Below are 21593 nucleotides of genomic sequence, written 5' to 3'. Positions count from 1 at the left end.
GGTTCTGACATATGGGTGTCATGGGACGTGTTGACGTCAGCGATTTCGCGTGGTGAGACACGTCCCCATGACCGCACCCAAAAGCAAGGCGCGCGCGACGCGCGGCAGCAAGCGCGCACTGTTTCTGGAAGAGGCGGCGCGCGCGCTCAACAGCCGCGGCATTTCACAAACCTCTCTCGCCGACCTCGCACAGACGATCGGCGTCTCACGCGCCGCACTCTATTATTATTTCGAGGATCAGCAGGATCTGGTTTTCCAAAGCTATCGCCGCTCGTGCGAGATGATGGCGCGGCGGTTGAGCGAAGCCGCGCATGCCGGCGGCGATGCCCTGACGATCCTCAACAATTTCATCGATGGAATGCTCGGCGCCGACGAACCCGATTTCGCCTCGCTCAGCGAAGCGGCGTTTCTGCATCCCGACCAGCGCAGCACGATCCTTGGCCTGTACGAGGCGATCCTTGCCAGCATCGTCGAAATCCTGAACGGCGGCGCACGACGCGGCGAGTTACGCTCCTGTGCGACGGGCATCGCCGCGCAGGCGATCATCGGGCTGGTGTCGTGGATTTCGATGGCGAAGCGCTGGGGGTCCAACACCGAATTGACGCAGGCCGACATGGTCACCGCGATCAAGGCGCTGCTCGACAGCGGCATCGCTGCCGACCGCAAGGCGCTGATCGCCTATCGCCCGATCGACATGTCGCGCGGCGCGATGCGTGCCGACAATGTCTTCAATGCCGAGGCGATGGCCGCGGCGAAACAGGAGGCGTTGCTGGCATCGGCATCATGGCTCTTCAACCTCAAGGGGGTCGATGCGACGTCGCTCGAGGAAATCGCGATGCGTGTCGGCGTGACCAAGAAGGTCATCTATCACAATGTCGGCGACAAGGAGACATTGCTCGTCGCCTGCAATCGCCGCGCTTTCCGCATCTGGGAGGATATTGCGCAAGCGGCGCTGTCCTACGACGGCTCGCGGCTCGAGGCGATGTGCATGGCGATGTACGCCAATACCGAAGCCAGCCTGCGCGAGGATTGGGCGCCGTTGTCCTCACTCGCGGGTTTCGAGGCACTGCCGGTGGAAGCGCGCACCGAAGTCGATGAATCGGCCATCCGGTTGATGAACGCCTATCTGCAAATCCAGGCCGCGGGTCAGAAGGAAGGCTCGATTGCGGTGCCCAACGCGCGCGCCTTCATGGCGATAGCCCCCGGAACTTTTCAGTGGCTGCCCAAGTGGCACGACAGTTTTTCGGCGGCCGAGCGCGAAATTGCACCGCGCGAGATCGCCGATCTGATCCGGCTGGGCCTGCGCGCGGTCTGATCCAACACGCCAAGAACTGAGCTTTCCTGTCCGCGCCAGCATATCGCCGGCGCGGAGGGCCGGGCTGCGTCTATTCGCTTGACACGAAATATCAAATAGGAGACTGTTTGCACTCAATTGTAAAATACCTACACGGGGGGGGTGAGATGACCGGGCCTGATCCAGACATAGCCGCATTCAAGGAACAAATGGCCGCGATGACGGCGTTTCGCGCGGCGGAGCCTGTAAGCTTCGAGGAAGAACGGGCGCAGTTCGACGCCTTCCATGGCGCGATGCCGCCCGCCGACAATTGCACAATCGAGCTGATCGTCGCCGACGGCGTGCGCGGCGAACGCATCACGCCGCGCGGCGCCGACGCCAGCCGCGCCTTGCTCTATCATCATGGCGGCGGCCACACCTTCGGCAGCGCGCTCAGCCACCGGCATCTGGTGTCGCGCCTTGCTGCGGCAGCAGGCGTGGTTGCGTTCAACATGGACTATCGGCTGGCGCCAGAGCATCCCTATCCGGCGGGGCTCAACGATGCGCTTGCGACCTATCGCTATGTGCTGGGTCAAGGGTTCACCGCCGACCAGTTGGTCGTCGGCGGCGAGTCCGCCGGGGGCAATCTGACCGCAGCCTTGCTGCTGAAGCTACGCGCGCTGGACCTGCCGCTGCCCGCCGGGGCTTATCTGCTCAGCCCGTGGCTCGACCTGACGCTGGCTGGCGAATCTTACGAAGCGCGCGCGCCGCACGATCCGCTAATTACCCGCGCGGCGCTCGACCGCTGCGTTACTGCCTATGTCGGCGACGGAACGGCGGTCGACGATCCGCTGGTATCGCCGATCAAGGCCGACCTCACCGGCCTGCCGCCGCTGTTCATTCAGGTCGGGACCGACGAACTGTTCCTGAGCGATTCGACAACATTCGCCGACCGCGCCGCGCTCGCGGGCATCGACGTCGAGCTGCATGTCTGGGCCGAGATGGTCCATGCCTGGCCGCTGTTCCACCTCGCGCTGCCCGTGTCGGGGGCCGCGGCGATCGCCGAAGCCAGCGCGTGGATCGCGCGCCAGCTCGCCCGCTAACTCAAGAAGACGGAGACCAACATGCGATTGGACGCCCCTCGCATCGCGCCGCTGCGCGAAGACCAACTGACCGACGAACAGCGCGCGATCCTCGCCCCGCTGCTCGCGCAGATGCCGCTGCTCAACATTTTCGCGACCTTTGTTCACACGCCCGCCGCGCTGAAGGCGTTTCTGGCTTGGGGCAATTATATCCTCGCCCCGGACGGCAGCCTTACCCCGCGCCAGCGCGAGATCATCATCCTGCGCGTCGGTTTCTTGTGCAAATCAGGCTATGAATTCGCCCAGCATGAGCAGATCGGGCTTCACTCGGGGCTGTCGGCCGACGAGATCGCACGCATCAAGCAAGGCGCCGAGGCGGGGTGGGAACCCGGCGAAGCGGCGCTGATACACATGGCCGACGAGCTGATCGCCGACCATTTCGTCAGCGGCGCGACCTGGGCGCAGCTGCGTGCGCAGTTCGACGAAGCCCAGTGCATGGACGCGGTCTATACTGCGGGTCAGTACACGCAGGTATCGATGTTTCTGAACAGCTTCGGCGTCCAGCTCGACCCTGGCCTGACGCTCGATCCCGATCTGAAAGGTTAAGTACGATGGCAAGACTGGAAGGCAAGACCGCAATCATCATCGGCGCTGGGCAAACCCCGGGCGACACGATCGGCAACGGCCGCGCGATGGCGATGCTGTTCGCGCGCGAAGGCGCCGACGTGATGTGTGTCGACCGCAACCTGGCGCGTGCCGACGACACCGTCGCAGCGATCGTCGCCGAGGGCGGCAAGGCGTGGAGCCACGCCGCCGATATCGTCCGCGCCGATGATGTTGCGGGAATTTTCGACGCCGCGCTCGCGCGCTGGCGCGAGATCGACATTCTCGTCAACAATGTCGGGGTCGGCGTCACCGGCCCCCAATCCGACGGCCCGCCGCACATCGCGTCGGAGGCCGCATTCGACACGACACTCGACGTCAACCTCAAGGGCATGTGGCTGACGATCAAGGCCGCGATCCCGATCATGCGCAACCGCGGCGGCGGATCGATCGTCAACATCTCCTCGCTGGCGTCGGTCGCGGGCGATACCGCGATCGCCTATATGGTCTCGAAAGCGGCCGTGAACCGGCTGACGCTCGCGGTCGCGAGTTCCAACGCCGCGCACGGGGTGCGCTGCAACGCGATCCTGCCGGGGTTGATGGACACGCCTATGGGTATCGACGCCACGGTCGCGGCCACATCCGCATCAGCGGCACAGGTTCGCGCCGCGCGCGACGGCCGTGTTCCGCTCAAAGGCGGCATGGGTGACGCGTGGGACACGGCTTATGCCGCGCTGTTCCTGGCGTCGGACGAGGCCAAATATATCACCGGCGCGCTATTGCCGGTCGATGGCGGCTTCACGACGCGGGTCGGCAATGCCGACGGATAACCAAGGAACATGCAATGACCTATTCGACGATCAGCTGCGCGGTCGAGGCCCGGGTGATGACCTTGACGCTCGATCGCCTCGAGCAGATGAACGCTTTCACGCTCGAAATGGCCGACGAGTTGGTCGACGCCTTTACCCGCGCGAGCGAAGATGACAGCGTCGGTGCGATCATCGTCACCGGCGCGGGCAAGGCATTTTGCGCCGGCATGGACCTCAGCGCCGATGGGAACGTGTTCGGCCTCGACGAAAGCCAGCGGCCAACGATGGCTTCGATGCGCCAAGCGACCGAAGCCGAGCTCGCCCGCAATGGTGTTCGCGACGAAGGCGGCCGCGTGACCCTCGCCATCTTCAACTGCAAGAAACCGGTGATTGCCGCGATCAACGGCGCTGCGGTCGGCATCGGCGCGACAATGACGTTGGCGATGGATGTTCGCATGGCGTCCGAAAAGGCACGGATCGGCTTTGTCTTCGGGCGGCTCGGTGTCACACCGAAGGCCTGCTCAACCTGGTTCCTGCCCCGCCTTGTCGGCCCGCAGCAAGCGCTGGAATGGGTGCTCTCCGCTGACATCTTCGACGCGCAGGAAGGGCTGCGCTGCGGCCTGTTGCGATCGGTTCACGCGCCCGAGACGCTGCTCGATGAGGCGAAGGCGCTTGCCCGAAAATTCATCGACAACCGCTCTCCGGTCGCCGTCGCATTGGCGCGGCAGATGCTGTGGCGGAACGCAGCCGCACGGCATCCCGTCGAAGCGCATCACGTCGATTCGCTCGCGATGTTCTATACGAGCATTGCTGACGGCAAGGAGGGCGTGGCGGCGTTTCTAGAAAAGCGACCCCCGAATTTTTCGAGCGTCGCTTCGAAAATGCCCAATTTCATTTAGGCGCGCTCCTGACATCAGGCGCGTTGTGGTCCCGCTCTAATCAGGTCGATCTGGCCGGTCGCGAACAATCAGCTCCCAGCTTAGCAATGACGAAAGCGGACGTGCTGGGGCGCCTTGTGCTCACCGCAAGGCGCCCCAGTTCCTTAGCTACAGCTTTCTCGAAAGACCGCGAGGAGTCCAACAACCACCAGACTCAATCCTATGATCGCGTAGCCCGACATGGGATTGTCCAAGATCAGCCAATCCATTGCCGCCGTGACTCCGGGGACCAGGTAGAAAAGGCTTGTCACATTAACGAGATTGCCTCGTGCAATCAGCCGGTAGAGTAAGAAGGTCGCTGCGACGGAGATCACAATCCCCAGCCATAACACCGGTAACACGAAACCCGGCTCCCATGACGCGTGGAGAGGTCCGAACGGTGCGATGGCGCCGGCAAATGCCAGCCCGACGATATATTGCATCGGAAGTACAATCCAGGGCGCCTGATCCTCTTTCTTCTGGAGGATCGAACCGGTCGTGATGCCGGCCAGCGACAGACCCGCGAACAGCAGGCCGAGCATGTCAAATCGCGCCGCCACTAGCCCGTCCCAGACGACCAGCAGCAACCCAGCAAGTGCGCAGCCCAATCCGAGCAACCGTCCTGCAGTCGCTCGCCGTTCCGTAAGGATCAGGGTGAGGATCGGCTGGATGCCCAACAGGGTCGCGAGCGCGCCCGGCGTCATCCCGTTATCGAGGGCGAGGAGGTAGCAGGCCGAGTAGAGTCCCGCGATCGATAGGCCCACGAGGATGACGCGTGAACGGCTGGCACGCGCGGGAAGGAATATTCCGCTCCATACAGCAACCCCCGCCAGCGCTACCAGTGCAACCAAATAGCGAGCGATAAGCAGCGCGAACGGAGACCCATATTGAAGGCCGATTTTCGAAACGATCGCCCCGCTGCTCCAAAGCAGGACGAACAAAGTGGTCGGCACAAGCGCCGACGCATGACGATTGATCATGGTAAATCACCTGAAAATGAGATGCCCGCGCGAGCGCGGGCTTAGAGGCTGACTGGTCAGCCGGCGTTGTTAGACAGCGGGCGGCGGCGGCGCGCCGGCGAGCCCGATGATCTTCATCGCCTCAGGTGGTGAAATCGCAAGGGACGCGGATGCCAGCGAACCCGCAAGGTCATGGGTCGAGTTGGTTCGCGTCGACATGTTCGGCGCTCTACAAGCTCACCGGCGCCAATTCAAGTTCAGTGCGGCTGATCCGTTCGTGACGCCGAGGATCAAGCGTGCGAGGGCGAAGCATGGATATCCTTCTGATTCCCGGTTTCATGCTCGACGCCGATCTGTGGAGCGACGTCCGCCCTGAGATCGCGCGTTTCGGCAATATCATCGATGTCGATACGACACAGGATTCGACGATCGAGGCGATGGCTGCGCGAGCTTTTGCATCCTTCGCCGCGCCCGCCATCGTGGTCGGATTCTCGATGGGAGGATATGTCGCCAGGCAGATCGCCTATAAGGCACCGGGCCTCGTACGAGGGCTCGCCCTGGTCGCGACATCATCGCGGGGCAGCCATCCGCAACCGATAACGAGGTCTGCGGCGAACGGCTTTCGGGAACTCAGCCGAAGCGCAGTCGTACGGTCGCTGCACCCCGAGCACCGTTCGGACGAACGCATCGAGCGCGTGCAGCATATGAGCAGGCGTCTCGGCGGCGACGCTTTCTTTTTGCAATCCCGGCTTCAGCGCGAAGACGATACGAAACGATTGTCCGAGATCGCCTGCCCAACCGTCGTGGTTGCCGCAGCGGAAGACGAGCTACGGTCGATCGACGAAAGCCGGACGCTGCACGAGAATATTCCGAATTCGACCATGACAATCATTGAAGGGACTGGTCACCTCATACCGCTGGAACGTCCAGCGGAATTGATAGCTGCATTGCAGCCTCTCCTTTCAATGCACGTTGCATGAGGGCATTTGGCCGGGAACAGACCGTCGGCTTTTAGAATATACCGTTCAATATATCTCGTGCCAATTTTCGATCTCCGACGATCGGTTCGCCAGTCCCCAGCAAATGAGCCCGGGACGGCTCGTCGAGGCGGAGCCTTTCATCAGCCGATATTCGAGTCTGCGGCAACGGAACCCGTCGACCTCTTCTTCGCGCAAGACCGTCAGCGTGCCGGTCGACGCCTTCCCTTGCCAACGATGCACATGGCCGACGGACCAGCTGCCGGCGCGTTTCGCCCGCTCGCCATATTGTCCGCTGAACTGGTCATAGGGGAATTGGGGACGGCCGTCGAAGTCGATCCCGCCTTCGCAATCGCTGCAGTTGACTTCACCGAACTTGTTGTAGGCGGCCTTTTTCACCTCGACATCCGCCGGCACGTTCAGGCCGTCTATGTAAGCCGGAGCCTTCGGCAGGGCCGGGGCCGCAGGCGGCGGCGCCTCGACGCCGGGGCTGTCATCGCTTTGCGCCTGAAGCGGTGCTTCATCGGGTTCGGCTTCTTTGCGGTCTCCCCCGCGGATGCCGTTCTCGATGGTATCCCTGATGACGGTCTGGGTCTGCTGCTCGACCTCCTCTATCGCGCGGTCGGCCAGGCGCTTGAAAAACCCCTGCGCCTGCGCGTCATGGGCAATGCCCAGCAGGGCCGTGACGGCAACCGCGGTGCGAAATGCATGTCGCATGAAAAGCTCCTGATTTGGGTGGTGTCGATCGCGGCCGGTCAGCCGAAATCGGTGGTGAGCGTCGCGGTGAGCCGGCGCGGAAAATTGTAGAGGTAGATCCCTGACGGCCCGTTCGCCCAACCGAATTTGTTGGCGATATTCGCAAGCTGCACGCGCAGCGTCGCGGGCGCCTTGCCAAGCTTGAACCGGTAGCGGCCGCCGACCGACGCGATCGCGCGCGCAGGAATGACGAGCTTTCCGTCGGCGCTTGCGACCCGGTCCGACGTGCTCTCGACAACGACGTCAACCGAGACAGCGGGCGCGAAGGTGGGCCGGTAATCGAGCACCGCGGTCGACAGCCGGCCAAAGCTTGCGAGCGGCTTCTGGCCGACGAGGCCGCTGTCGACGGCATCGCCCGACAGGGTGGCGTCGATCAATGCGGTGCCGGCGATCGCCGTCAGCCCCGGCGCGATCTGGCCCGAAAGCGAGAATTCGGCGCCGCGATGGCGGACGTTGCCGAGCTGGCGGAAGACCCGCCCCGCGTCGAGCGAGTAAAAGGGCTTGCGCACTTCGAATACGCCCGCGACGAGGCGGATGGCGGGCGTGATCGACCAGCGAAGGCCGGCGTCGACCTGCCGCGTCCGGATCGCGGGCGGCGCCTCGTCGCGGTTCACCGCATGTCCGGGGGCGACCGGGCTCTCCTCGAGCCCCTGTGTATAACCGCCATAGAAAGCGAGCGACGGCGAGGCGTGGACGGCAGCGGTCGCATTCAGCAGGAGCGGCGCGTCCTTCGTCGTGACGACCGGCAGGCCCGGACCGAAGACGCGCTTGCGGTAATTGGTCTTCTGCAATCCGACGCTGACCTCGCCGACATCTTTCCAGCGCCCTTCATAAGCGAACCCCACAGTCCACTGACGGACGGTGTCGCGCGTTTTGGTGCCGAAGACCGAGACGGGTTCGGGGAAGACCACCGGGTCTTCGATCGGATGATTGCCGACGAATATTTCGCGCCCGCCGCCGTAGGTGCGCGACCGGTCGCGCCCTTTCAGCGACAGGTGCAACGTGTGCAGGCGCGGCCCGTCTTCGATCCGGCGCGACAGGCGAACCTCGCCGCTCGTCGACGCCGATCGCCGGCCCGGTTCTGCGATCACCACCTCGTCGGCGGTGCCGTCGGGCCGGACGTTGAGGAACAGCTGCGTGTGCGCGCGGTCGAGGTCGAGGATGGAGCGGAACGCGCCAGCCTTCAGCGTCCAGTCGCCGCGCCTCATCGTCGTCACGATCCCGGCATTTATCGTCTCGCCATTGTTCGCCGCCCATTTCTGCCCGAGCCGCTTCACCCGCTCGATCCGCGGCGGCAGGTGGTCGCCAGCGGTCAGCAACAGCGGCGGCAGTTCCTCGTCCCTGATGCCGATACGGCTCCAGAAGGGCGTAATCTCGACGCCGTCGACGGGCTCCCAGCGCGCGATGAGCGCCATGGTGCGGAAGTGGGCGCTGCCACCCGTGTGGTTGCGATCGGACAAAATGCCATAACCCGCGCCGATCGAAAGCCGGTCGGTAAGGGGCAGTTCCCCGTCGAGTTCGAGCGCCGTCGACCCGAGCGGGCCGAGGCGCCCGCTGACGCTCAGCAGCCGCTTCGCGCCGGGTTTGCGCAGGTCGTAATCGGCAATGCCGGTGGGCGCCGGAAAGGGATAACCCTGCGCCGACAATCCGACGCGCATCTGGAGCCCCGCAATCACCCGGTCGGTGAAGCTTGCCTGCTGATCGATATAGAGACCGTCGAGGCGGATATTGCCCGCCTCGGCCGCCGAAAATCCGCGCACATAATTGGGATTATAGATGCCGATCTGTTCGCCGCCGATCGAGGTGCCGAAGGCATCCTCGGCGCTCGTCGTCGCATTGTCGTCCGCGCGCTGGGCAAAGGCGGCAGCGGGCATGGCGGCAAACGCGAGCGCGAGCGTGGTGCAGGAAACGCGGCGCATCACGACGCCGCCTTCATGCGAACATCGTCCCGGCCGGTCGTGACCATCGACGCCGCAATCGCGGACTTGAACAAGGATTTCATGGTTTCAGCTTTCCGAATGGACGGGCGATCAGCCGGGCAGACCGAGCGCGCCGCCGACGATCCCGCGCAGCAGGCCGCGCTTCTTTTTCGGCTTGGCGGCACCTTCGGGCGCATCGCTGTCGGCATCATCGCCGCCCCCGCTCATCAGCGATGCCAGGTCGACGCCGAGCATGCCCATATGCGTGGCCTTCGTGCGCAACTTGACGGCCCAGCCCGCGGGGACGTCGCGGGGCGATCCGTAATTGGCCTCGGGGCCATAGGCGGTCATCATCAGCATCGCCGATTCCGATGCCTTGCCGACAGCCGACGGGACGACGCATTCGGTCGCTTCGGGGGCGAGCAGGATGCGCTGTTGGACGAGGCGCGCGATGTCGGACTGCTCGAGATAGTCGGGCAGCGCCATGCCGGGCATGCGCACCGCGCTCGACGTCCACATCACGATCGTGCCGTCTTCGCGCGCACCGGTCACCGTGATGATATAGCCGCGGGCATTAGCGAGCGCGGGCCAGCTGACTTTGACCGCGCCCGACGCGAGCTCGGCATTGCGCGGCGCGAGCGGTGCGAGGAAATCATTCCCGCCCGCAACGGCAAAGCGCATCTCGGGTGAATAATTGCCCTGCACGACATGATCGCCGACCAGCGAGGCGGCGCGCGGTACGCGCGTGCCGTTCTTACCACCCGGCCATTCGCCATAGGTAGCGTGACGCCCCGCCGACGGCGGCACCATCGCCTTCACATTGGGGATCGCACCAAAGGGCGACGCCGCCCCGGGCTTCATCGCCGCAAGGTCGATCACGACCGGCTGGCCCGCGGGCGCATTTTCGCCGCAGCCTCAGTAAAGTTCGATCCGCCCCTTTGGCGCGTCCGCCGGGCCGGGCCGGTAATCGGGCTTGCCGTCTTCCTTCGGGGCGGCGCCGGTCGGCGTGACGAGCGGCAGGCGGTCGCCGGCGCGCAGCGTCTGCGGCGGCAAATGTTCGGCGCTCGGGGTCGGACTGCGGCGCGCCGAACCGAGTTGGAGCGAGAGATTCTTCGCCACGCCGGCGGGCTGGCCGGTCGCCATGCCCGACACCGTTTCGGCGGACAGCCAATAGACCGCCTCGATCTTCGGCTTCTGCGCCTGCTGTGCAAGGGCGGCGGCGGCGAAGGCGAGCGCGCTCAGGACGGCGCCGCCGGTCATCATCTTTTTCATGTCGGAATTCCCTCTCAGGGCTGTTTCGGGGCCGGCGCGGCCGGCGGCGAGATGTGGAGACGCAGCCCCGGATGATCGATCACGAAGCGCCGGTCGGCGAACATGTCGATTCCCAGGATCACCGCAGGCTGGTCGAGGGTGAAGCCCAGCGCCTTGAACACCGACAGGTCAGCGATCCGCACCTTGCGCCCCTCGACCTTGGCTTCGCCGATGGTCAGCGCATCGATCGGCGCCTCGACGCTCGCGGTCACATGGTTCGTCGCGCCCTTGATGTCCGACGCCTTGGCAAGCCCGGGGCTATCGGGAGAAAGCCCGATCGCCTTCGCCGCGGCCCAGTTGATGATCGTCCCGCGCGCGCCGGTATCGAGGATCGCGGGCACTTCGACGCCATTGAGGCGGATCATCAGCCGCGGCGCGCGCATGTCGTCGAGGACGAAGGGAACCGACACCGAAAGCCCGTCGAGCATTCCGGCCTCGACCTTGCGCGTCATGCGCCAGCGGCGGCCGGGCATGTCCAACTCGACTGCGAAGTCGGCGATAATGTCGGCGCCCAAGATCCCGTCGGTGCCAAGCCGGTCGGTCGGCCCGGGCGGAAGCAGCATCAACTCGGGCGAGTGGAAGACATGCCCGGCGACCTCGACCTGCTTGACCACCGCCGTTTCGACATCGCTCCGGCCCGCGGCACCATCGAGCGGATCGTCGGACAGCTTGGCGACAAGGCCGGGCATTTCGGCGCGCAGCTTTGGCATGATCGTGGTGCTGCTCGCCGCGGTGTCGATGACGAAGCGTTTCGGCACCGAGCCATCGATGCTGACCTGCACGACCGGATGGCCCGAGGGCAGTATTTCGAGCGGCTGCATTGCCGCCGAAGGGGCAGCGACCGCCGACGGTTGCTCGGTCGCGGTCGCGCGTGCCTGTTCGACAACGATGAGCGCGCCGAGCAGGCCGAACGCGAGCAGGCTGTGACGGTAGCGGGCGAGTGCCATGCTTGATCTCCTGGCGGCGGGGTGCCGCGAACAGGAGGGCGACTATGGCGGGTTCCGGGCGCGCTCCACGCCGCTGCGACGAAAGCCGATACCCTCTCGCCCGAGCGGGCCTGCTCGCGACGAAGGCCGACCCCGGTGCGACGGGGAAGGACGTCAGCCGGCCGCACTTCCTTTATGCTTGGCACAAACTACACAATGGAATCGCCATGCCGCTGAAGCCCGAACATCGTCAGACCCTCTATCTGGTTGCTGCGACCTGGATCCTGTCCGGGGTGCTCTATCTCATCCCCTATCATCTGTTCAGCGGTGCCAGCTTTTACGTCACGATCTCGGTCATCAACATCTGCGTGATGGGGGCGCTGCTTTCGGGAGGTGTCTATTGGGCGGTACGGACGACACGCCGACGCAATACTATGGTCCGGCTCGCCGCGATGGGCGCGGCGGTATTTCTCGCATCGGGGGTGCTCGCGCTCATCGACGCGGCGACGGGCGAGTGGATCGGACGGCTCGTCGTGTCGCCGCAAAAGTCCGCCCCCTTCGCGCTGCGCGCCACCAACAATTTCATCGCGCTCGTCTGGCAGTTCGCATTGCTCGGCGCGGCCTTCACCGTGATCGAGGCGAACAAGCTGACGCGCGAACGCGAGCTGGAGCTCGCGGTTGCGCGCGAGGTCGCGAGCCGGGCCGAAGCGGCCGCGAGTGCCGCCAGCCTCGCGGCGCTCCGTTACCAGCTCAACCCGCATTTCCTGTTCAACACGCTGAACGCCATCTCGTCGCTGATTGTCACGAAGGAGTATGGGACGGCCGACGCGATGCTCGCCAAGCTGTCGGAGTTCCTGCGGGCAACGCTGTCGTCCGAACCCGACGCCCTGCTGCCGCTCGAGGACGAGCTTGTGACATTGCAGCATTATCTGGAGATCGAAAGCGTCCGCTTTGGCGAACGGCTCGCGGTCGAATTCGTCTGCCCGCCCGCGCTTAACGGCGCGCTGGTGCCGGGCTTCCTCCTCCAGCCGCTGGTGGAAAATGCGATCAAATATGCGCTCGCGCCGTCGACCGCTCCCGTCACGATCAAAGTCGAAGCATCGAGCGACGACGATGTGCTGCTCATCGCGGTCGAGGACGACGGCGTGAGCCAGGAAGTGGATGCGCGGCCCGGCACGGGTGTGGGCATCGCGAACGTCCGCCAGCGGCTCGAAACGCTTTATGGCGCCGCGGGCAGCCTCGAAACATTGAAACGCGAGCGCGGCTTCCTCGCGATCGCGCGCCTGCCGCTTGAGCGGCGCAGCGAGGCCGCGGCATGAGCACGCTCCAGGTCCTGCTCGTCGATGACGAGCCGCTCGCGCTTCGCCGCCTCGAAACGCTGTTCGGCGACATCGACGATGTCGAGGTGATCGGCACCGCGTCGACCGGCGAAGAGGCCGAGGAGCGAATCGCGGCACTGCGCCCCGATCTGGTGATGCTCGACATCTCGATGCCCCGGAAAAGCGGCATTCGCGTTGCCGCCGACCTTGCCGCCGACCCGCGGCCCGAGATCATCTTCGTCACCGCCTTTGAGCAATATGCGCCCGACGCGTTCGAGGTCGATGCCGCCGACTATCTGCTGAAACCCGTCCGCTTCGACCGGTTGCGGCAGGCGGTCGAACGCGCGCGACGGCGCCGCGCGATGCGCGATGCCGCCGACCGGTTGGCCAGCGCGCCGCCGGCCGAAATTCGCGAAGAGGCGATCTGGGTCCAGATCGCCAGTGGCAATCTGCGTCTCCCCGTCTCCCAGATCGAATGGATCGAGGCGGCGCGCGACTATGTGCTGTTTCATACCGCGACGCGCAGCTACATCCACCGCATCTCGATGGCTGCGCTCGAACAGCTCCTCGACCCGCAGCAACTGATGCGCGTGCATCGCTCGACCTTCATTCGGCTCGGGCTGGTGAAGGCCGTCCAGCGGATCGGCAAAGGGCTGATCGCGCTCGAGATGGAGGATGGCGCGGTCGTGCAAGTCGGGCCGAGCTATATCAGGGCCGTCCTCGACCGGCTTGGCCTGCCCTGAGGCCTTCGTCGCACCGGCGTCCGCTTTTATCGACGCCGCGATGCCCAGGTCGCGCGATGATCGGGTTTCAAAGCAAGGTCAGCGCGCCGGAGAGCGCGCCGCCATAGCGTGAGGGTGCGGCATCCAGCCGCGAGCAGAGACGACCGGCCCGTCCACCGCCGCTTGCGGCGAGCGGTCGGCGTCTCTGCTCTCCCTCACGTCCATGGAGACATATGATGAGCAAACTGCCCCTCCTCGCCGCGGCGATCGCGCTCGGCCTGCCGATGCCCGCGCTGGCGGCAAAGGCTGAAGCCAAGCCCGAAGCCCGCGCCAGGGCGGAAGCCAAGCCCGAAGCGCGCAAAGCCGAGGCGAAGCCCGAAGCCCGCGGCAAGGCTGAAGCCAAGCCCGAGGCGCGCGCGAAAGCCGAAGCGAAGCCCGAGGGCTGATCGCCACGGCAAAAGGAGTGCCGGAGAGATCGACCCCTCCCCCGGCACTCCACCTCGCCCGCACACCGCGGCGAGACCCGCGACAAAAAGGAATGGAAACGATGGTTTTGCGCAATCTTCCCGTGCTGGCAGCCGGATTGATGCTGTCGGGCGGCAGCGCCCCGGTTGCCGCGGCGGCGGCACAGTGCGCAAGCGGCTGGGCCGGAGCGGTGCAATATTCGCGGTCGCAGTCGAACAGCGATTCCAAGACCGAAAAGCGTGTGTCGGGCAAGGGCACCGAGTCGACGAACTGGTCGATGAACTATGAATATTCGGCGCAGGTGGCGGTCCGCGCGACACCCGACCCCGACGTCAGCACCGGCCGCGCCAGCATCAGCATGACCTCGACCTCGAGCGAGAGCAAGAGCGCGGAGGACCGGTATATCTGCCCCCACGAGCGCACGCCGCGCTCGATGTCGGGCAGCTTCGTCACGCAGAGCCAGACCAAAGCCGGTGGCAGCGGGCTGGAGGCGGATGTCGACATCTCGATGGATTCTGATGGCGCTTATACCGTCGGCGTCCGGCTTCCAGAGGTTCCGGGGACCGTGTCGGGATCGACGTCATCAAGCTTCAGCGGCCAGTGCACCGCCAAACAGGGCGTGAGCAACAATATCGCCGACATGCCGACGAGCGTCGACGGCGTGCGCTTCGCCAGCAGCGGCGAGGACCGGGTCAATCCGTCCAGCCCCGACCGATTGTCGGGCAGCCATTCGGTGACCTCTTACGGCGTGACCGAAACTTTGCGCTGGAACCTGAGCCGGTGCGGCGGTGCGCTGCGCCTCGTCGACGTCAAGTTCGAGCATATGCGCTTTCCCAATTGGGGCGATTGGGCGGAAATCGTCGAGCAGACCGGCACGATCGACGGCAATCTGGTCCAGATCACCGCCGTCGTCGCGAACGACGGCCCCGAAGAGAAGATGGCGTCGGTCAAGTTTCGCGACACGTACAAGGGCGACAAATGGGACGGTGCGCGTCCCGACGGGCTGATCGAGGAGCTTTCGGTCACGGTGCCGCCGGGCGAAGAACGCGAAGTGACGTTCGAATGGGATAGCACGGGCTATGCCTGGTACGACGACGGGCGCCCGCGGCCGACGCAGCGGATCAAGGCCGAGGTGGTCGATGCGGGCAAGAAGGTCGACGAGGCAACGAAGAATCTGAAGGTCGCGCCGAAGCCGGTCGTGCTCGTGCACGGCCTGTGGTCGAACTGGACGGCTTGGGAGAGCTGGCAGAATATCCTGACAACCAGTCATAGCTATGACTGGAAGGCGTTCCCGGTGGGTCAAAAACCCGAGCATGGCAAGATGAGCACCGGCGAATTCCTCGCCAATCTCGGGCCGACCAACACGATCGCCGAGAATGCCAGCGAACTGCGCAGCTATATCAACTATGCCCAGAAGGACCGCAACGCCTGGCACATCGACATCGTCGCGCATTCGATGGGCGGATTGATCAGCCGCCGCTACATCCATGCGGCGATGCCGACCTATCCCGACGGCAAGCCGCAGGTGTCGCATCTCGTCATGCTCGGCACGCCCAACATGGGCAGCCGCTGCGCCGACATCATCAGCGCGCCGCTAGAGGCGACCGACCGGACGATGAACGCGCTGCGCGAGCTGCGGCCGAGCGTGGTCGCGCAGTTCAACGCCGAGCACACGAACCGCAAGGGCGTGGAATTCTCGATCCTCGCCGGAAACCCGCTACCGGCGGTCTGCTATATGTTCGACCGCAACGACGGCGTGGTCACCGTGCCGTCCGCGACCTGGACGATCGAGGACCAGGCGCAGCAGGACGTTATCCACACCAATATGGCCACCGCCGCGGTCTTCTCGTCCTTCGTGAAACCGCGCGTCGCGATCGGTCCGGCCAAGCAGAAGGGATCGTCGGGGGGAGGAAGCGGCGGCTCGAAGGCGCGCCGGCTGATGCTGATGGGAGCGGAGGACCCCGCCGCCCCCGGGTCACCCGTGCCCGATTTCTCGAAGATCCTGAAACTCGGCCCGGGCCAGACCGTCGACGTGGCGATTCCGGTCAAGCAGGCGCTGAATTTCGGCCTGACCTTCGTCGCCGCGAGCATGGTGTCGGCAACGCTGATCGACGACAAGGGTTCGGTCGCGGCGACGAACCTCAAGGGTTCGCCCCAAGCCGGCCAGATGTTCCGGTCGCTGTTCGTCGAGCGCCCGGTCGCCCAGGGAAACTGGACGCTGAAACTGCAAAACGAAGACCAGAGCGAGCGCGAAATCGTCCTGTCGACCTGGTCGAAGGCAGGATGAAGACGCAGGTCCCCGCGTAACCGGCCCCCGGTAGGCGCGATAAAAACCGACCTCGGCGCGACCGGCACTCTCGCGCTGCGGCTGGCGGCAGGCTACGATCGCGGCCGATGCGATCCACTCACCACACCCTCTCCCGCCAGGCCGCGCTGCTGACAATCGGCCTGTGGGTCGCGACCGCCGGGCTGTTCCTGCTGCCGCCGATGCTGCTCGGCGACCCTATGCCCGCATCGATGCTGGCGGGGGTCGGCAGCACCGTCGCGCTCGGCATTCCGATCTCGGCGATCATCTTCCGGGGCGCCCTCAGATTTCGCGATGCGCCGCCCTCGCGGCGGTACGTGATGACCGGGGCGATCGCCATGGCGGTCGCCGGCGTGGTGACGATGTTCGACGCCTATAAGGGCGCCTGGCTGATGCGCCTTCTCAATCCCGACATGGCGCCCGAGCGCGTGATGTTTCGCGCGCTCGCGAACCTCGCCGGCTGGGCACCGCTGTTCGCGCTGATCGCCGCCATCTACCTGATCCTTATCCACAACGAGCAATTGGCAGCGCACGCGCGCGAGGTCGCGGTAGCGCGCGAGGCCGCAAACCGCGCGGCGCTCGCCGCCGCCGAGGCCGAACGCGCCGCGACGTCGGCGCGCCTCGAAACCCTGCGTTACCAGCTCAACCCGCATTTTCTGTTCAACACGCTCAACGCCATCTCTTCATCGGTCGTCACCGGACGCGCCGACGCGGCGGAGACGATGCTGGGCAAACTCAGCGACTTCCTGCGCACCACATTGACCGCCCCGGCAGGCGGCATGGTCGCGATCGAAGGCGAGCTCCAGATTCTGGCCGATTATCTTGCGATCGAGGGTGCGCGGCTGGGCGACCGGCTGAACGTCGAGATGCACTGCCCTCCCGAGCTGCGCGAGGTGCCCGTTCCCGCCCTCCTTCTTCAGCCGCTGGTCGAAAATGCGATCAAGCATGGCGTCGGCTCGACCAGCCGCCCGGTCGCCCTGTCGGTCGATGTTGCGCGGGTCGCCGATGGGGTACGCATTTGCGTCACCGACGATGCCGGCGGCGCGGCGCGAACGCCGGTCGCGGCCGGCACGGGGCTCGGCCTCGCCAACGTCCGTGAGCGCCTCGCGGCGATCTATGGCACGGCCGCCTCGCTCGATGCCGCGCCGACGGATAGCGGTTTTCGCGCCTGCGTGCGCTTTCCGGTGGCGGAGTGAACGGGGTCATGCGCGTCCTTCTTGTCGATGACGAACCCCCGGCGATCGAACGGCTCGCGGCCTTTTTTGCCAATATTCCCGGCACCGAGGTCGTCGGCACCGCAGTCAACGGGATCGAGGCACAGGCGGCGATCGAGCGGCTGCACCCCGATCTGGTGATGCTCGACATCCAGATGCCCGAAATGGGCGGGCTGGCGCTCGCCGGCACCCTGCCCCTCGACGAGCGGCCCGAAATCGTCTTCGTCACCGCCTTCGAACAATTTGCGCCCGACGCGTTCGAGGTCGAGGCGGCGGACTATCTGCTGAAGCCGGTGCGGCTCGACCGGCTGCGCCAGGCCGTCGAGCGCGCGAAGCGCCGGCAGACGGGCCGGCGCGCAGCCTTGCTGGCGGTCGCGCCGACCGCGGCGTCGGAGTTCGACGATGCGATCTGGGTGCCGATGCGCGAAGGACAAACACGCGTGCCGGTAGCGTCAATCGACTGGATCGAAGCCGCGGGCGACTATGCGATGCTGCATACGTCATTGCGCAGCCATTTGTTGCGCACGACCATGTCGGCGCTCGAAAAGCGGATCGATCCCGCCGAGCTGATGCGCGTCCATCGCTCGGCTTTCGTCCGGCTGGCGCGCGTCACCGAAATACGCCGGGTCGACAAATGGCTGGTCACGCTGGTGCTCGGCGATGGCGCCGAAGTGGCGGTGGGCCCGAATTACGCAAAGGCCGTCACCACCGCCCTTTCGGACTGATCGGCGGGTTGCCGGAACCTAGCTGCGGGTGAAGGTCCAGCGGCTCGACCCGCCACTCAGGACAATGCGGTTCCCTGCAAGTTGCACATCATAATGTTCGGTCGATTTTCCGAGTTGCGACGCGCCGCGACGGCCGCAGCTCGACGTGGAGCTTTCGGTTCCACCCTCGATCGCAAAGGTCGCCTTGCCGCCGCCCTGCACCACACGGCCTTGCTTCACCTGCGTCGTCGTCACCTTGCAATATTCGCGATCGCCATGGCGCTTGACGATCGTCCATTTGAACCGGCCGTCGGCCTCGATCGCGAGCGTCATCGAACGGGCGACATCGATCATCACGGGTTCGGTGACGATCGTCGTGCGCGTCATCGATCCATAGCCGACGGTGCCGCCCAGATTGGTGCCATAGGACGGGCCGACATTGGGCTGGAGCTTGACGCGCGGGGCGAGCACGAGCTCCTTGCCGCTGCTTGCCTGCGTCCAGCGGCCGGCGACCCCGGCCGGCGCCGATTGGGCATGAAGCGCGGGAGTCGCCGCGACGGAGACGGCCGCGGAGATGACGAGGAGGACGGAAATCTTCTTCATCGGACTAGCCTTTCATTTTCGGGAAATCAGCGAATGCCGGGCGGCGCACGCCACGTCCGGCGTGCCGCTTGCGATGCGGTTCGTCCGCCTGAGCCGGGGCGAAATGCGCGAGCTCTGCGGGCGCGATGTGCGCTGGCCGATCATCCATAGGATGCGCCGATGCGCGACCGGAGCGCTCGCCGTCATGGCGCGGCGCCGCCGAGCCGACGACGGCAAGCAGGACCGCGGCGGCGGTAGCCGCGAGCGTGGGCAAAGACATGACGGACCTCCTCCGGCTGTGCAGGCGGTTCAGAAAACGCCGACCCAGCTATCGCTACCGGCATATTCATTGGCCTTGCCCCAACAGATCAGGCTGGGCCGCGCGGCGCTCTTGCCGCCCTTTTCGAGACGATAGGTCATCTTGCGGCAGCGGAAGCCGTTCACCTGCTCCTCGCCATCGACCGTCAGCGTTCCGGCAAAGCCGTTCGACGACCAGCGATAGACATGGCCGACCGGGAATTGCGACAGGCGCTTTTCGGTGCCGTTATATTTGCCCGAAAATTCGTCGCGCGGCCAATCGGGCCAGCCCGAATAACCATAGCCGCCCTCGCAGCTCATGCATTTCACCTTGCCGAATTCGTCATACGCCGCCTTGGCGGTTTTCCAGTCGTCGGGGATCGTCATGCGGCTCGGATATTTGGCGTCGCTCGCCGCCATCTTGCGCTGCGCGCGCTGGGTCGCGGTTTCCGGCGCGGATGCGTTGGACGCGCTCTCCCTGGGCGGTGCCTTGTCGCATTCGGCTGCGCCTTGCGCATCGCGCGAACTCCTTTCAGCCGCCTGCCCGGCGGTGCCCTGCAAATCGGACCCGAGATCGCCATCGCCGCGCAGCGCCCCCTCGATCGAACCTTTCAGTCCCCTCGCGAGCTGCAAGCCGACCCCGCGCTTCTTCTTCGCAGTCTGCGCCGCGCAGCCTTCGCCAGCCTGCGCGGCGGCGGGGTAGAAAGTGGCGGTCGTCGTTCCCGCCACCAGCAAAGCGGCGATCATCGAATATTTCACATCATCCTCCTCGAATCTGTCGATCCGGACGATGCAGAATGCGCGGGGCGGCGTCGCGGTCGACGCGACTGGGGCGGCTCCACGAGCGCCGGACACGAGGATTCGCGACAAAAGCCGCATCTCGCGCGACGAAACTCCGGTCCTTGGACAATCAGCGTATCGGCACCGGGCCTGGAGCCGACGTAAACGCCGGATATCGTCGCGCCCTCTATCTGTCGGCAAAACCCTCGGGCGGCGTGTCGATGTGCAACCGGAGAACGGGGTCGGCCAGCGCCAGCCGGATGAGATCGGTCTGGCGGCGGACGCCGGTCTTCGCAAACAAGGCGGAGAGGTGGAACTTTGCGGTCGTGATGCTCACCCGCGTTCGTTCGGCATAGGCCGAGAGGCGCTCGCCGGTCACGAGTGCGCTCAGCAGCCGCGCCTCCGCCGCCGTCAAGCCATAGGCTTTCCTCAGCCGATCGTCGGGAATCGTTGCCCCCGTCGGCGTGCCGAGGATAAGCATGGCCATCGGCTCGGCAAACGAACCGATCTCGCTCTCCGCCTGGACAGGTGCGGCGATGATGTGGATCGCCGCCGACGGGTCGAGCGCGGGAATCGTGACCGATGCCGCGACACCGCCCGGCCGGCTCGCGGCGCCCGCAATGGCCGCATGCAGGTCGCGCGTCGCCGACGGCGTCGACGCGCGAAGGCGGTTTCGATTCACGCCAAGGCCGCTACCGCGCAGCTGATCTTCGGCGATGCGGTTCGCATATCGAATATTCGCGTCGCGGCTTACGATGACAAGCCCGATCGCCGCGCGATCGAGCGCTTGAACCGACGAATGGCGTTCGAGAGCGACCGCTTCCATCTGGCGCCGAATCTTCAGGCTCCGGCTCAGGTGCGGCAGCAATCGGCCGAGCAGGCGCTTGTCCTCCTGATCGAAATCGTCCTGCGCGCGGCGGCGATGCGCGCCCAGCGTGATCGTCTCCTCGCCGCACTTCAGCACCGACGCATAGATGCCGCGATGCGCGTCGATCTCGCCGAGATAATCGCTGTAGAATTCGAGACGTCCGCGTTCGGAGTCCGTCACGAGTTCGCTGTCGCGCAGAATCTCTCCCACGGGCGCGGCCCGCATGCGCATCATCGCGCGATCGCCCGACCAGTAATGGTCGAGATAACTTCTGATGTGCCGCTCTTCGGCGGCCGATGCCGCGGCGATCGCTCCGACCGGCCTGTCGCGCTGGACAACGAGTGCGGTCGGCCCCTTGAGCACATCCTCCAGCGCAAGCACGACGCTGCCCCATCCCTCGGGGTGAAGCGACGCCTCATAAATGGCGTCGATTATGGCGGGGACGCCGCCGTCTGCACCTGAAATAGAACGCATTGCCAACCGATCAGAGCTTGCCCAGACACCAACTACCATCTGGTTTACGAATAAAATCAAGAATGTATCGCGGATTTTACTTGGCGCGCTCCTGCGAGCTTCTCGGCCAATCGCCCTCTTCATTACATAATTTCAATGTTTTTCCAACCCGAACGGGGTGAACTAAAAATCTTCACCTCCCCTACGTTCGTATGGGGCGCGGCCTTTACCACCCCGACTATGGGGCGCTCAGAAAAGGGCGCCGAGCGCATAGTCGGAGGAACGAACACGGCAATCTACACGGGTCCACCTTTGTAGAAGCCGCCTGATCGGGATCGGTGTCGATCCGATC

The 21593-nt window shown here is 65.2% G+C and carries 22 protein-coding genes; 12 read left to right on the top strand and 10 right to left on the bottom strand.

The features are described 5' to 3' along the window. Nucleotides 1-67 precede the first annotated feature (67 nt). From V8J55_RS18760 to V8J55_RS18740, 5 genes are all read left to right on the top strand, one after another. Entirely contained in the window at nt 68-1315 is a 1248-nt protein-coding gene (locus tag V8J55_RS18760) for a TetR/AcrR family transcriptional regulator (RefSeq protein ID WP_336447122.1), read from the top strand. 188 nt (nt 1316-1503) lie between these two features. Then, entirely contained in the window at nt 1504-2376 is an 873-nt protein-coding gene (locus V8J55_RS18755; RefSeq protein ID WP_336447121.1) for an alpha/beta hydrolase, read from the top strand. Nucleotides 2377-2397: 21 nt separating this feature from the next. Next, complete coding sequence (locus tag V8J55_RS18750) at nt 2398-2961, top strand: carboxymuconolactone decarboxylase family protein (protein ID WP_336447120.1); 564 nt, start codon at nt 2398-2400, stop codon at nt 2959-2961. Between the two features lie 5 nt (nt 2962-2966). Further along, nucleotides 2967-3788, top strand: a complete 822-nt coding sequence (locus V8J55_RS18745) for an SDR family NAD(P)-dependent oxidoreductase (RefSeq protein WP_336447119.1) — start codon at nt 2967-2969, stop codon at nt 3786-3788. Between the two features lie 14 nt (nt 3789-3802). Next, the gene (locus V8J55_RS18740; protein WP_336447118.1) at nt 3803-4666 is read left to right on the top strand and encodes a crotonase/enoyl-CoA hydratase family protein; all 864 of its coding nucleotides are present in this window, start codon (nt 3803-3805) and stop codon (nt 4664-4666) included. A 143-nt stretch (nt 4667-4809) separates the two neighbouring features. On the opposite strand, the gene V8J55_RS18735 is transcribed toward V8J55_RS18740, so the two are convergent. Further along, nucleotides 4810-5664, bottom strand: coding sequence for a DMT family transporter (locus V8J55_RS18735; protein ID WP_336447117.1), 855 nt, complete (start codon nt 5662-5664; stop codon nt 4810-4812). Nucleotides 5665-5954: 290 nt separating this feature from the next. Here V8J55_RS18735 and V8J55_RS18730 point away from each other — a divergent pair, with 290 nt between their 5' ends. Then, a complete protein-coding gene (locus V8J55_RS18730; RefSeq protein ID WP_336447116.1) occupies nt 5955-6623 on the top strand; it encodes an alpha/beta fold hydrolase in 669 nt (222 codons plus the stop codon). Nucleotides 6624-6668: 45 nt separating this feature from the next. On the opposite strand, the gene V8J55_RS18725 is transcribed toward V8J55_RS18730, so the two are convergent. The 5 genes from V8J55_RS18725 to V8J55_RS18705 form a co-directional block, all read right to left on the bottom strand. Continuing rightward, nucleotides 6669-7337 carry a hypothetical protein gene (locus V8J55_RS18725; RefSeq protein WP_336447115.1) on the bottom strand — a complete coding sequence of 223 codons (669 nt, stop codon included), beginning with the start codon at nt 7335-7337 and terminating at the stop codon, nt 6669-6671. A 38-nt stretch (nt 7338-7375) separates the two neighbouring features. Continuing rightward, nucleotides 7376-9295: a TonB-dependent receptor domain-containing protein gene (locus tag V8J55_RS18720; protein ID WP_336447114.1), complete on the bottom strand. Its 1920-nt coding sequence runs from the start codon at nt 9293-9295 to the stop codon at nt 7376-7378. A gap of 111 nt (nt 9296-9406) precedes the next feature. Beyond that, complete coding sequence (locus V8J55_RS18715) at nt 9407-10174, bottom strand: hypothetical protein (protein ID WP_336447113.1); 768 nt, start codon at nt 10172-10174, stop codon at nt 9407-9409. Between the two features lie 36 nt (nt 10175-10210). Beyond that, nucleotides 10211-10567: a hypothetical protein gene (locus tag V8J55_RS18710; protein ID WP_336447112.1), complete on the bottom strand. Its 357-nt coding sequence runs from the start codon at nt 10565-10567 to the stop codon at nt 10211-10213. A gap of 14 nt (nt 10568-10581) precedes the next feature. Beyond that, nucleotides 10582-11553 carry a retroviral-like aspartic protease family protein gene (locus V8J55_RS18705; protein WP_336447111.1) on the bottom strand — a complete coding sequence of 324 codons (972 nt, stop codon included), beginning with the start codon at nt 11551-11553 and terminating at the stop codon, nt 10582-10584. Between the two features lie 206 nt (nt 11554-11759). On the opposite strand from V8J55_RS18705, the gene V8J55_RS18700 reads away from it, so the two are divergent. The 6 genes from V8J55_RS18700 to V8J55_RS18675 all read left to right on the top strand — a co-directional run bounded on the left by V8J55_RS18700 (nt 11760) and on the right by V8J55_RS18675 (nt 18282). Further along, on the top strand, nt 11760-12851 hold the full coding sequence (locus V8J55_RS18700; RefSeq protein ID WP_336447110.1) for a sensor histidine kinase: 1092 nt from the start codon (nt 11760-11762) through the stop codon (nt 12849-12851). Continuing rightward, nucleotides 12848-13594, top strand: a complete 747-nt coding sequence (locus V8J55_RS18695; protein ID WP_336447109.1) for a LytR/AlgR family response regulator transcription factor — start codon at nt 12848-12850, stop codon at nt 13592-13594. Before V8J55_RS18700 ends, V8J55_RS18695 begins: the two co-directional genes overlap by 4 nt. Before the next feature lie 215 nt (nt 13595-13809). After that, on the top strand, nt 13810-14019 hold the full coding sequence (locus V8J55_RS18690) for a hypothetical protein (RefSeq protein ID WP_336447108.1): 210 nt from the start codon (nt 13810-13812) through the stop codon (nt 14017-14019). 101 nt (nt 14020-14120) lie between these two features. Beyond that, nucleotides 14121-16325 carry an esterase/lipase family protein gene (locus V8J55_RS18685; protein ID WP_336447107.1) on the top strand — a complete coding sequence of 735 codons (2205 nt, stop codon included), beginning with the start codon at nt 14121-14123 and terminating at the stop codon, nt 16323-16325. A 107-nt stretch (nt 16326-16432) separates the two neighbouring features. Then, nucleotides 16433-17539, top strand: a complete 1107-nt coding sequence (locus tag V8J55_RS18680; RefSeq protein WP_336447106.1) for a sensor histidine kinase — start codon at nt 16433-16435, stop codon at nt 17537-17539. A gap of 8 nt (nt 17540-17547) precedes the next feature. Continuing rightward, nucleotides 17548-18282: a LytR/AlgR family response regulator transcription factor gene (locus V8J55_RS18675; RefSeq protein WP_336447105.1), complete on the top strand. Its 735-nt coding sequence runs from the start codon at nt 17548-17550 to the stop codon at nt 18280-18282. An 18-nt stretch (nt 18283-18300) separates the two neighbouring features. Here the strand turns inward: V8J55_RS18675 and V8J55_RS18670 are convergent, their stop codons facing one another. The 4 genes from V8J55_RS18670 to V8J55_RS18655 form a co-directional block, all read right to left on the bottom strand. Continuing rightward, nucleotides 18301-18864 carry a hypothetical protein gene (locus V8J55_RS18670; RefSeq protein ID WP_336447104.1) on the bottom strand — a complete coding sequence of 188 codons (564 nt, stop codon included), beginning with the start codon at nt 18862-18864 and terminating at the stop codon, nt 18301-18303. A 4-nt stretch (nt 18865-18868) separates the two neighbouring features. Further along, entirely contained in the window at nt 18869-19123 is a 255-nt protein-coding gene (locus V8J55_RS18665) for a hypothetical protein (protein ID WP_336447103.1), read from the bottom strand. Between the two features lie 29 nt (nt 19124-19152). Beyond that, nucleotides 19153-19899, bottom strand: a complete 747-nt coding sequence (locus tag V8J55_RS18660; RefSeq protein ID WP_336447102.1) for a hypothetical protein — start codon at nt 19897-19899, stop codon at nt 19153-19155. 208 nt (nt 19900-20107) lie between these two features. Continuing rightward, nucleotides 20108-21262, bottom strand: a complete 1155-nt coding sequence (locus V8J55_RS18655; RefSeq protein ID WP_336447101.1) for a helix-turn-helix transcriptional regulator — start codon at nt 21260-21262, stop codon at nt 20108-20110. Between the last annotated feature and the right edge of the window lie 331 nt (nt 21263-21593).

The sequence above is a fragment of the Sphingopyxis sp. CCNWLW2 genome, assembly GCF_037095755.1.
Classification (GTDB): Bacteria; Pseudomonadota; Alphaproteobacteria; order Sphingomonadales; family Sphingomonadaceae; genus Sphingopyxis.
The sequence above is the reverse complement of the archived record's forward strand: the minus strand, read 5'-3'. Positions and strand labels throughout refer to the sequence as shown.

Coding starts and splice junctions, on each gene's coding strand:
- V8J55_RS18750 (WP_336447120.1), top strand. CDS start 2,398: ATGCGATTGGACGCCCCTCGCATCGCGCCGCTGCGCGAAGACCAACTG.
- V8J55_RS18675 (WP_336447105.1), top strand. CDS start 17,548: ATGCGCGTCCTTCTTGTCGATGACGAACCCCCGGCGATCGAACGGCTC.
- V8J55_RS18695 (WP_336447109.1), top strand. CDS start 12,848: ATGAGCACGCTCCAGGTCCTGCTCGTCGATGACGAGCCGCTCGCGCTT.
- V8J55_RS18755 (WP_336447121.1), top strand. CDS start 1,504: ATGGCCGCGATGACGGCGTTTCGCGCGGCGGAGCCTGTAAGCTTCGAG.
- V8J55_RS18685 (WP_336447107.1), top strand. CDS start 14,121: ATGGTTTTGCGCAATCTTCCCGTGCTGGCAGCCGGATTGATGCTGTCG.
- V8J55_RS18740 (WP_336447118.1), top strand. CDS start 3,803: ATGACCTATTCGACGATCAGCTGCGCGGTCGAGGCCCGGGTGATGACC.
- V8J55_RS18760 (WP_336447122.1), top strand. CDS start 68: ATGACCGCACCCAAAAGCAAGGCGCGCGCGACGCGCGGCAGCAAGCGC.
- V8J55_RS18745 (WP_336447119.1), top strand. CDS start 2,967: ATGGCAAGACTGGAAGGCAAGACCGCAATCATCATCGGCGCTGGGCAA.
- V8J55_RS18655 (WP_336447101.1), bottom strand. CDS start 21,262: ATGCGTTCTATTTCAGGTGCAGACGGCGGCGTCCCCGCCATAATCGAC.
- V8J55_RS18670 (WP_336447104.1), bottom strand. CDS start 18,864: ATGAAGAAGATTTCCGTCCTCCTCGTCATCTCCGCGGCCGTCTCCGTC.
- V8J55_RS18710 (WP_336447112.1), bottom strand. CDS start 10,567: ATGAAAAAGATGATGACCGGCGGCGCCGTCCTGAGCGCGCTCGCCTTC.
- V8J55_RS18690 (WP_336447108.1), top strand. CDS start 13,810: ATGAGCAAACTGCCCCTCCTCGCCGCGGCGATCGCGCTCGGCCTGCCG.
- V8J55_RS18700 (WP_336447110.1), top strand. CDS start 11,760: ATGCCGCTGAAGCCCGAACATCGTCAGACCCTCTATCTGGTTGCTGCG.
- V8J55_RS18665 (WP_336447103.1), bottom strand. CDS start 19,123: ATGTCTTTGCCCACGCTCGCGGCTACCGCCGCCGCGGTCCTGCTTGCC.
- V8J55_RS18705 (WP_336447111.1), bottom strand. CDS start 11,553: ATGGCACTCGCCCGCTACCGTCACAGCCTGCTCGCGTTCGGCCTGCTC.
- V8J55_RS18735 (WP_336447117.1), bottom strand. CDS start 5,664: ATGATCAATCGTCATGCGTCGGCGCTTGTGCCGACCACTTTGTTCGTC.
- V8J55_RS18725 (WP_336447115.1), bottom strand. CDS start 7,337: ATGCGACATGCATTTCGCACCGCGGTTGCCGTCACGGCCCTGCTGGGC.
- V8J55_RS18680 (WP_336447106.1), top strand. CDS start 16,433: ATGCGATCCACTCACCACACCCTCTCCCGCCAGGCCGCGCTGCTGACA.
- V8J55_RS18720 (WP_336447114.1), bottom strand. CDS start 9,295: ATGCGCCGCGTTTCCTGCACCACGCTCGCGCTCGCGTTTGCCGCCATG.
- V8J55_RS18730 (WP_336447116.1), top strand. CDS start 5,955: ATGGATATCCTTCTGATTCCCGGTTTCATGCTCGACGCCGATCTGTGG.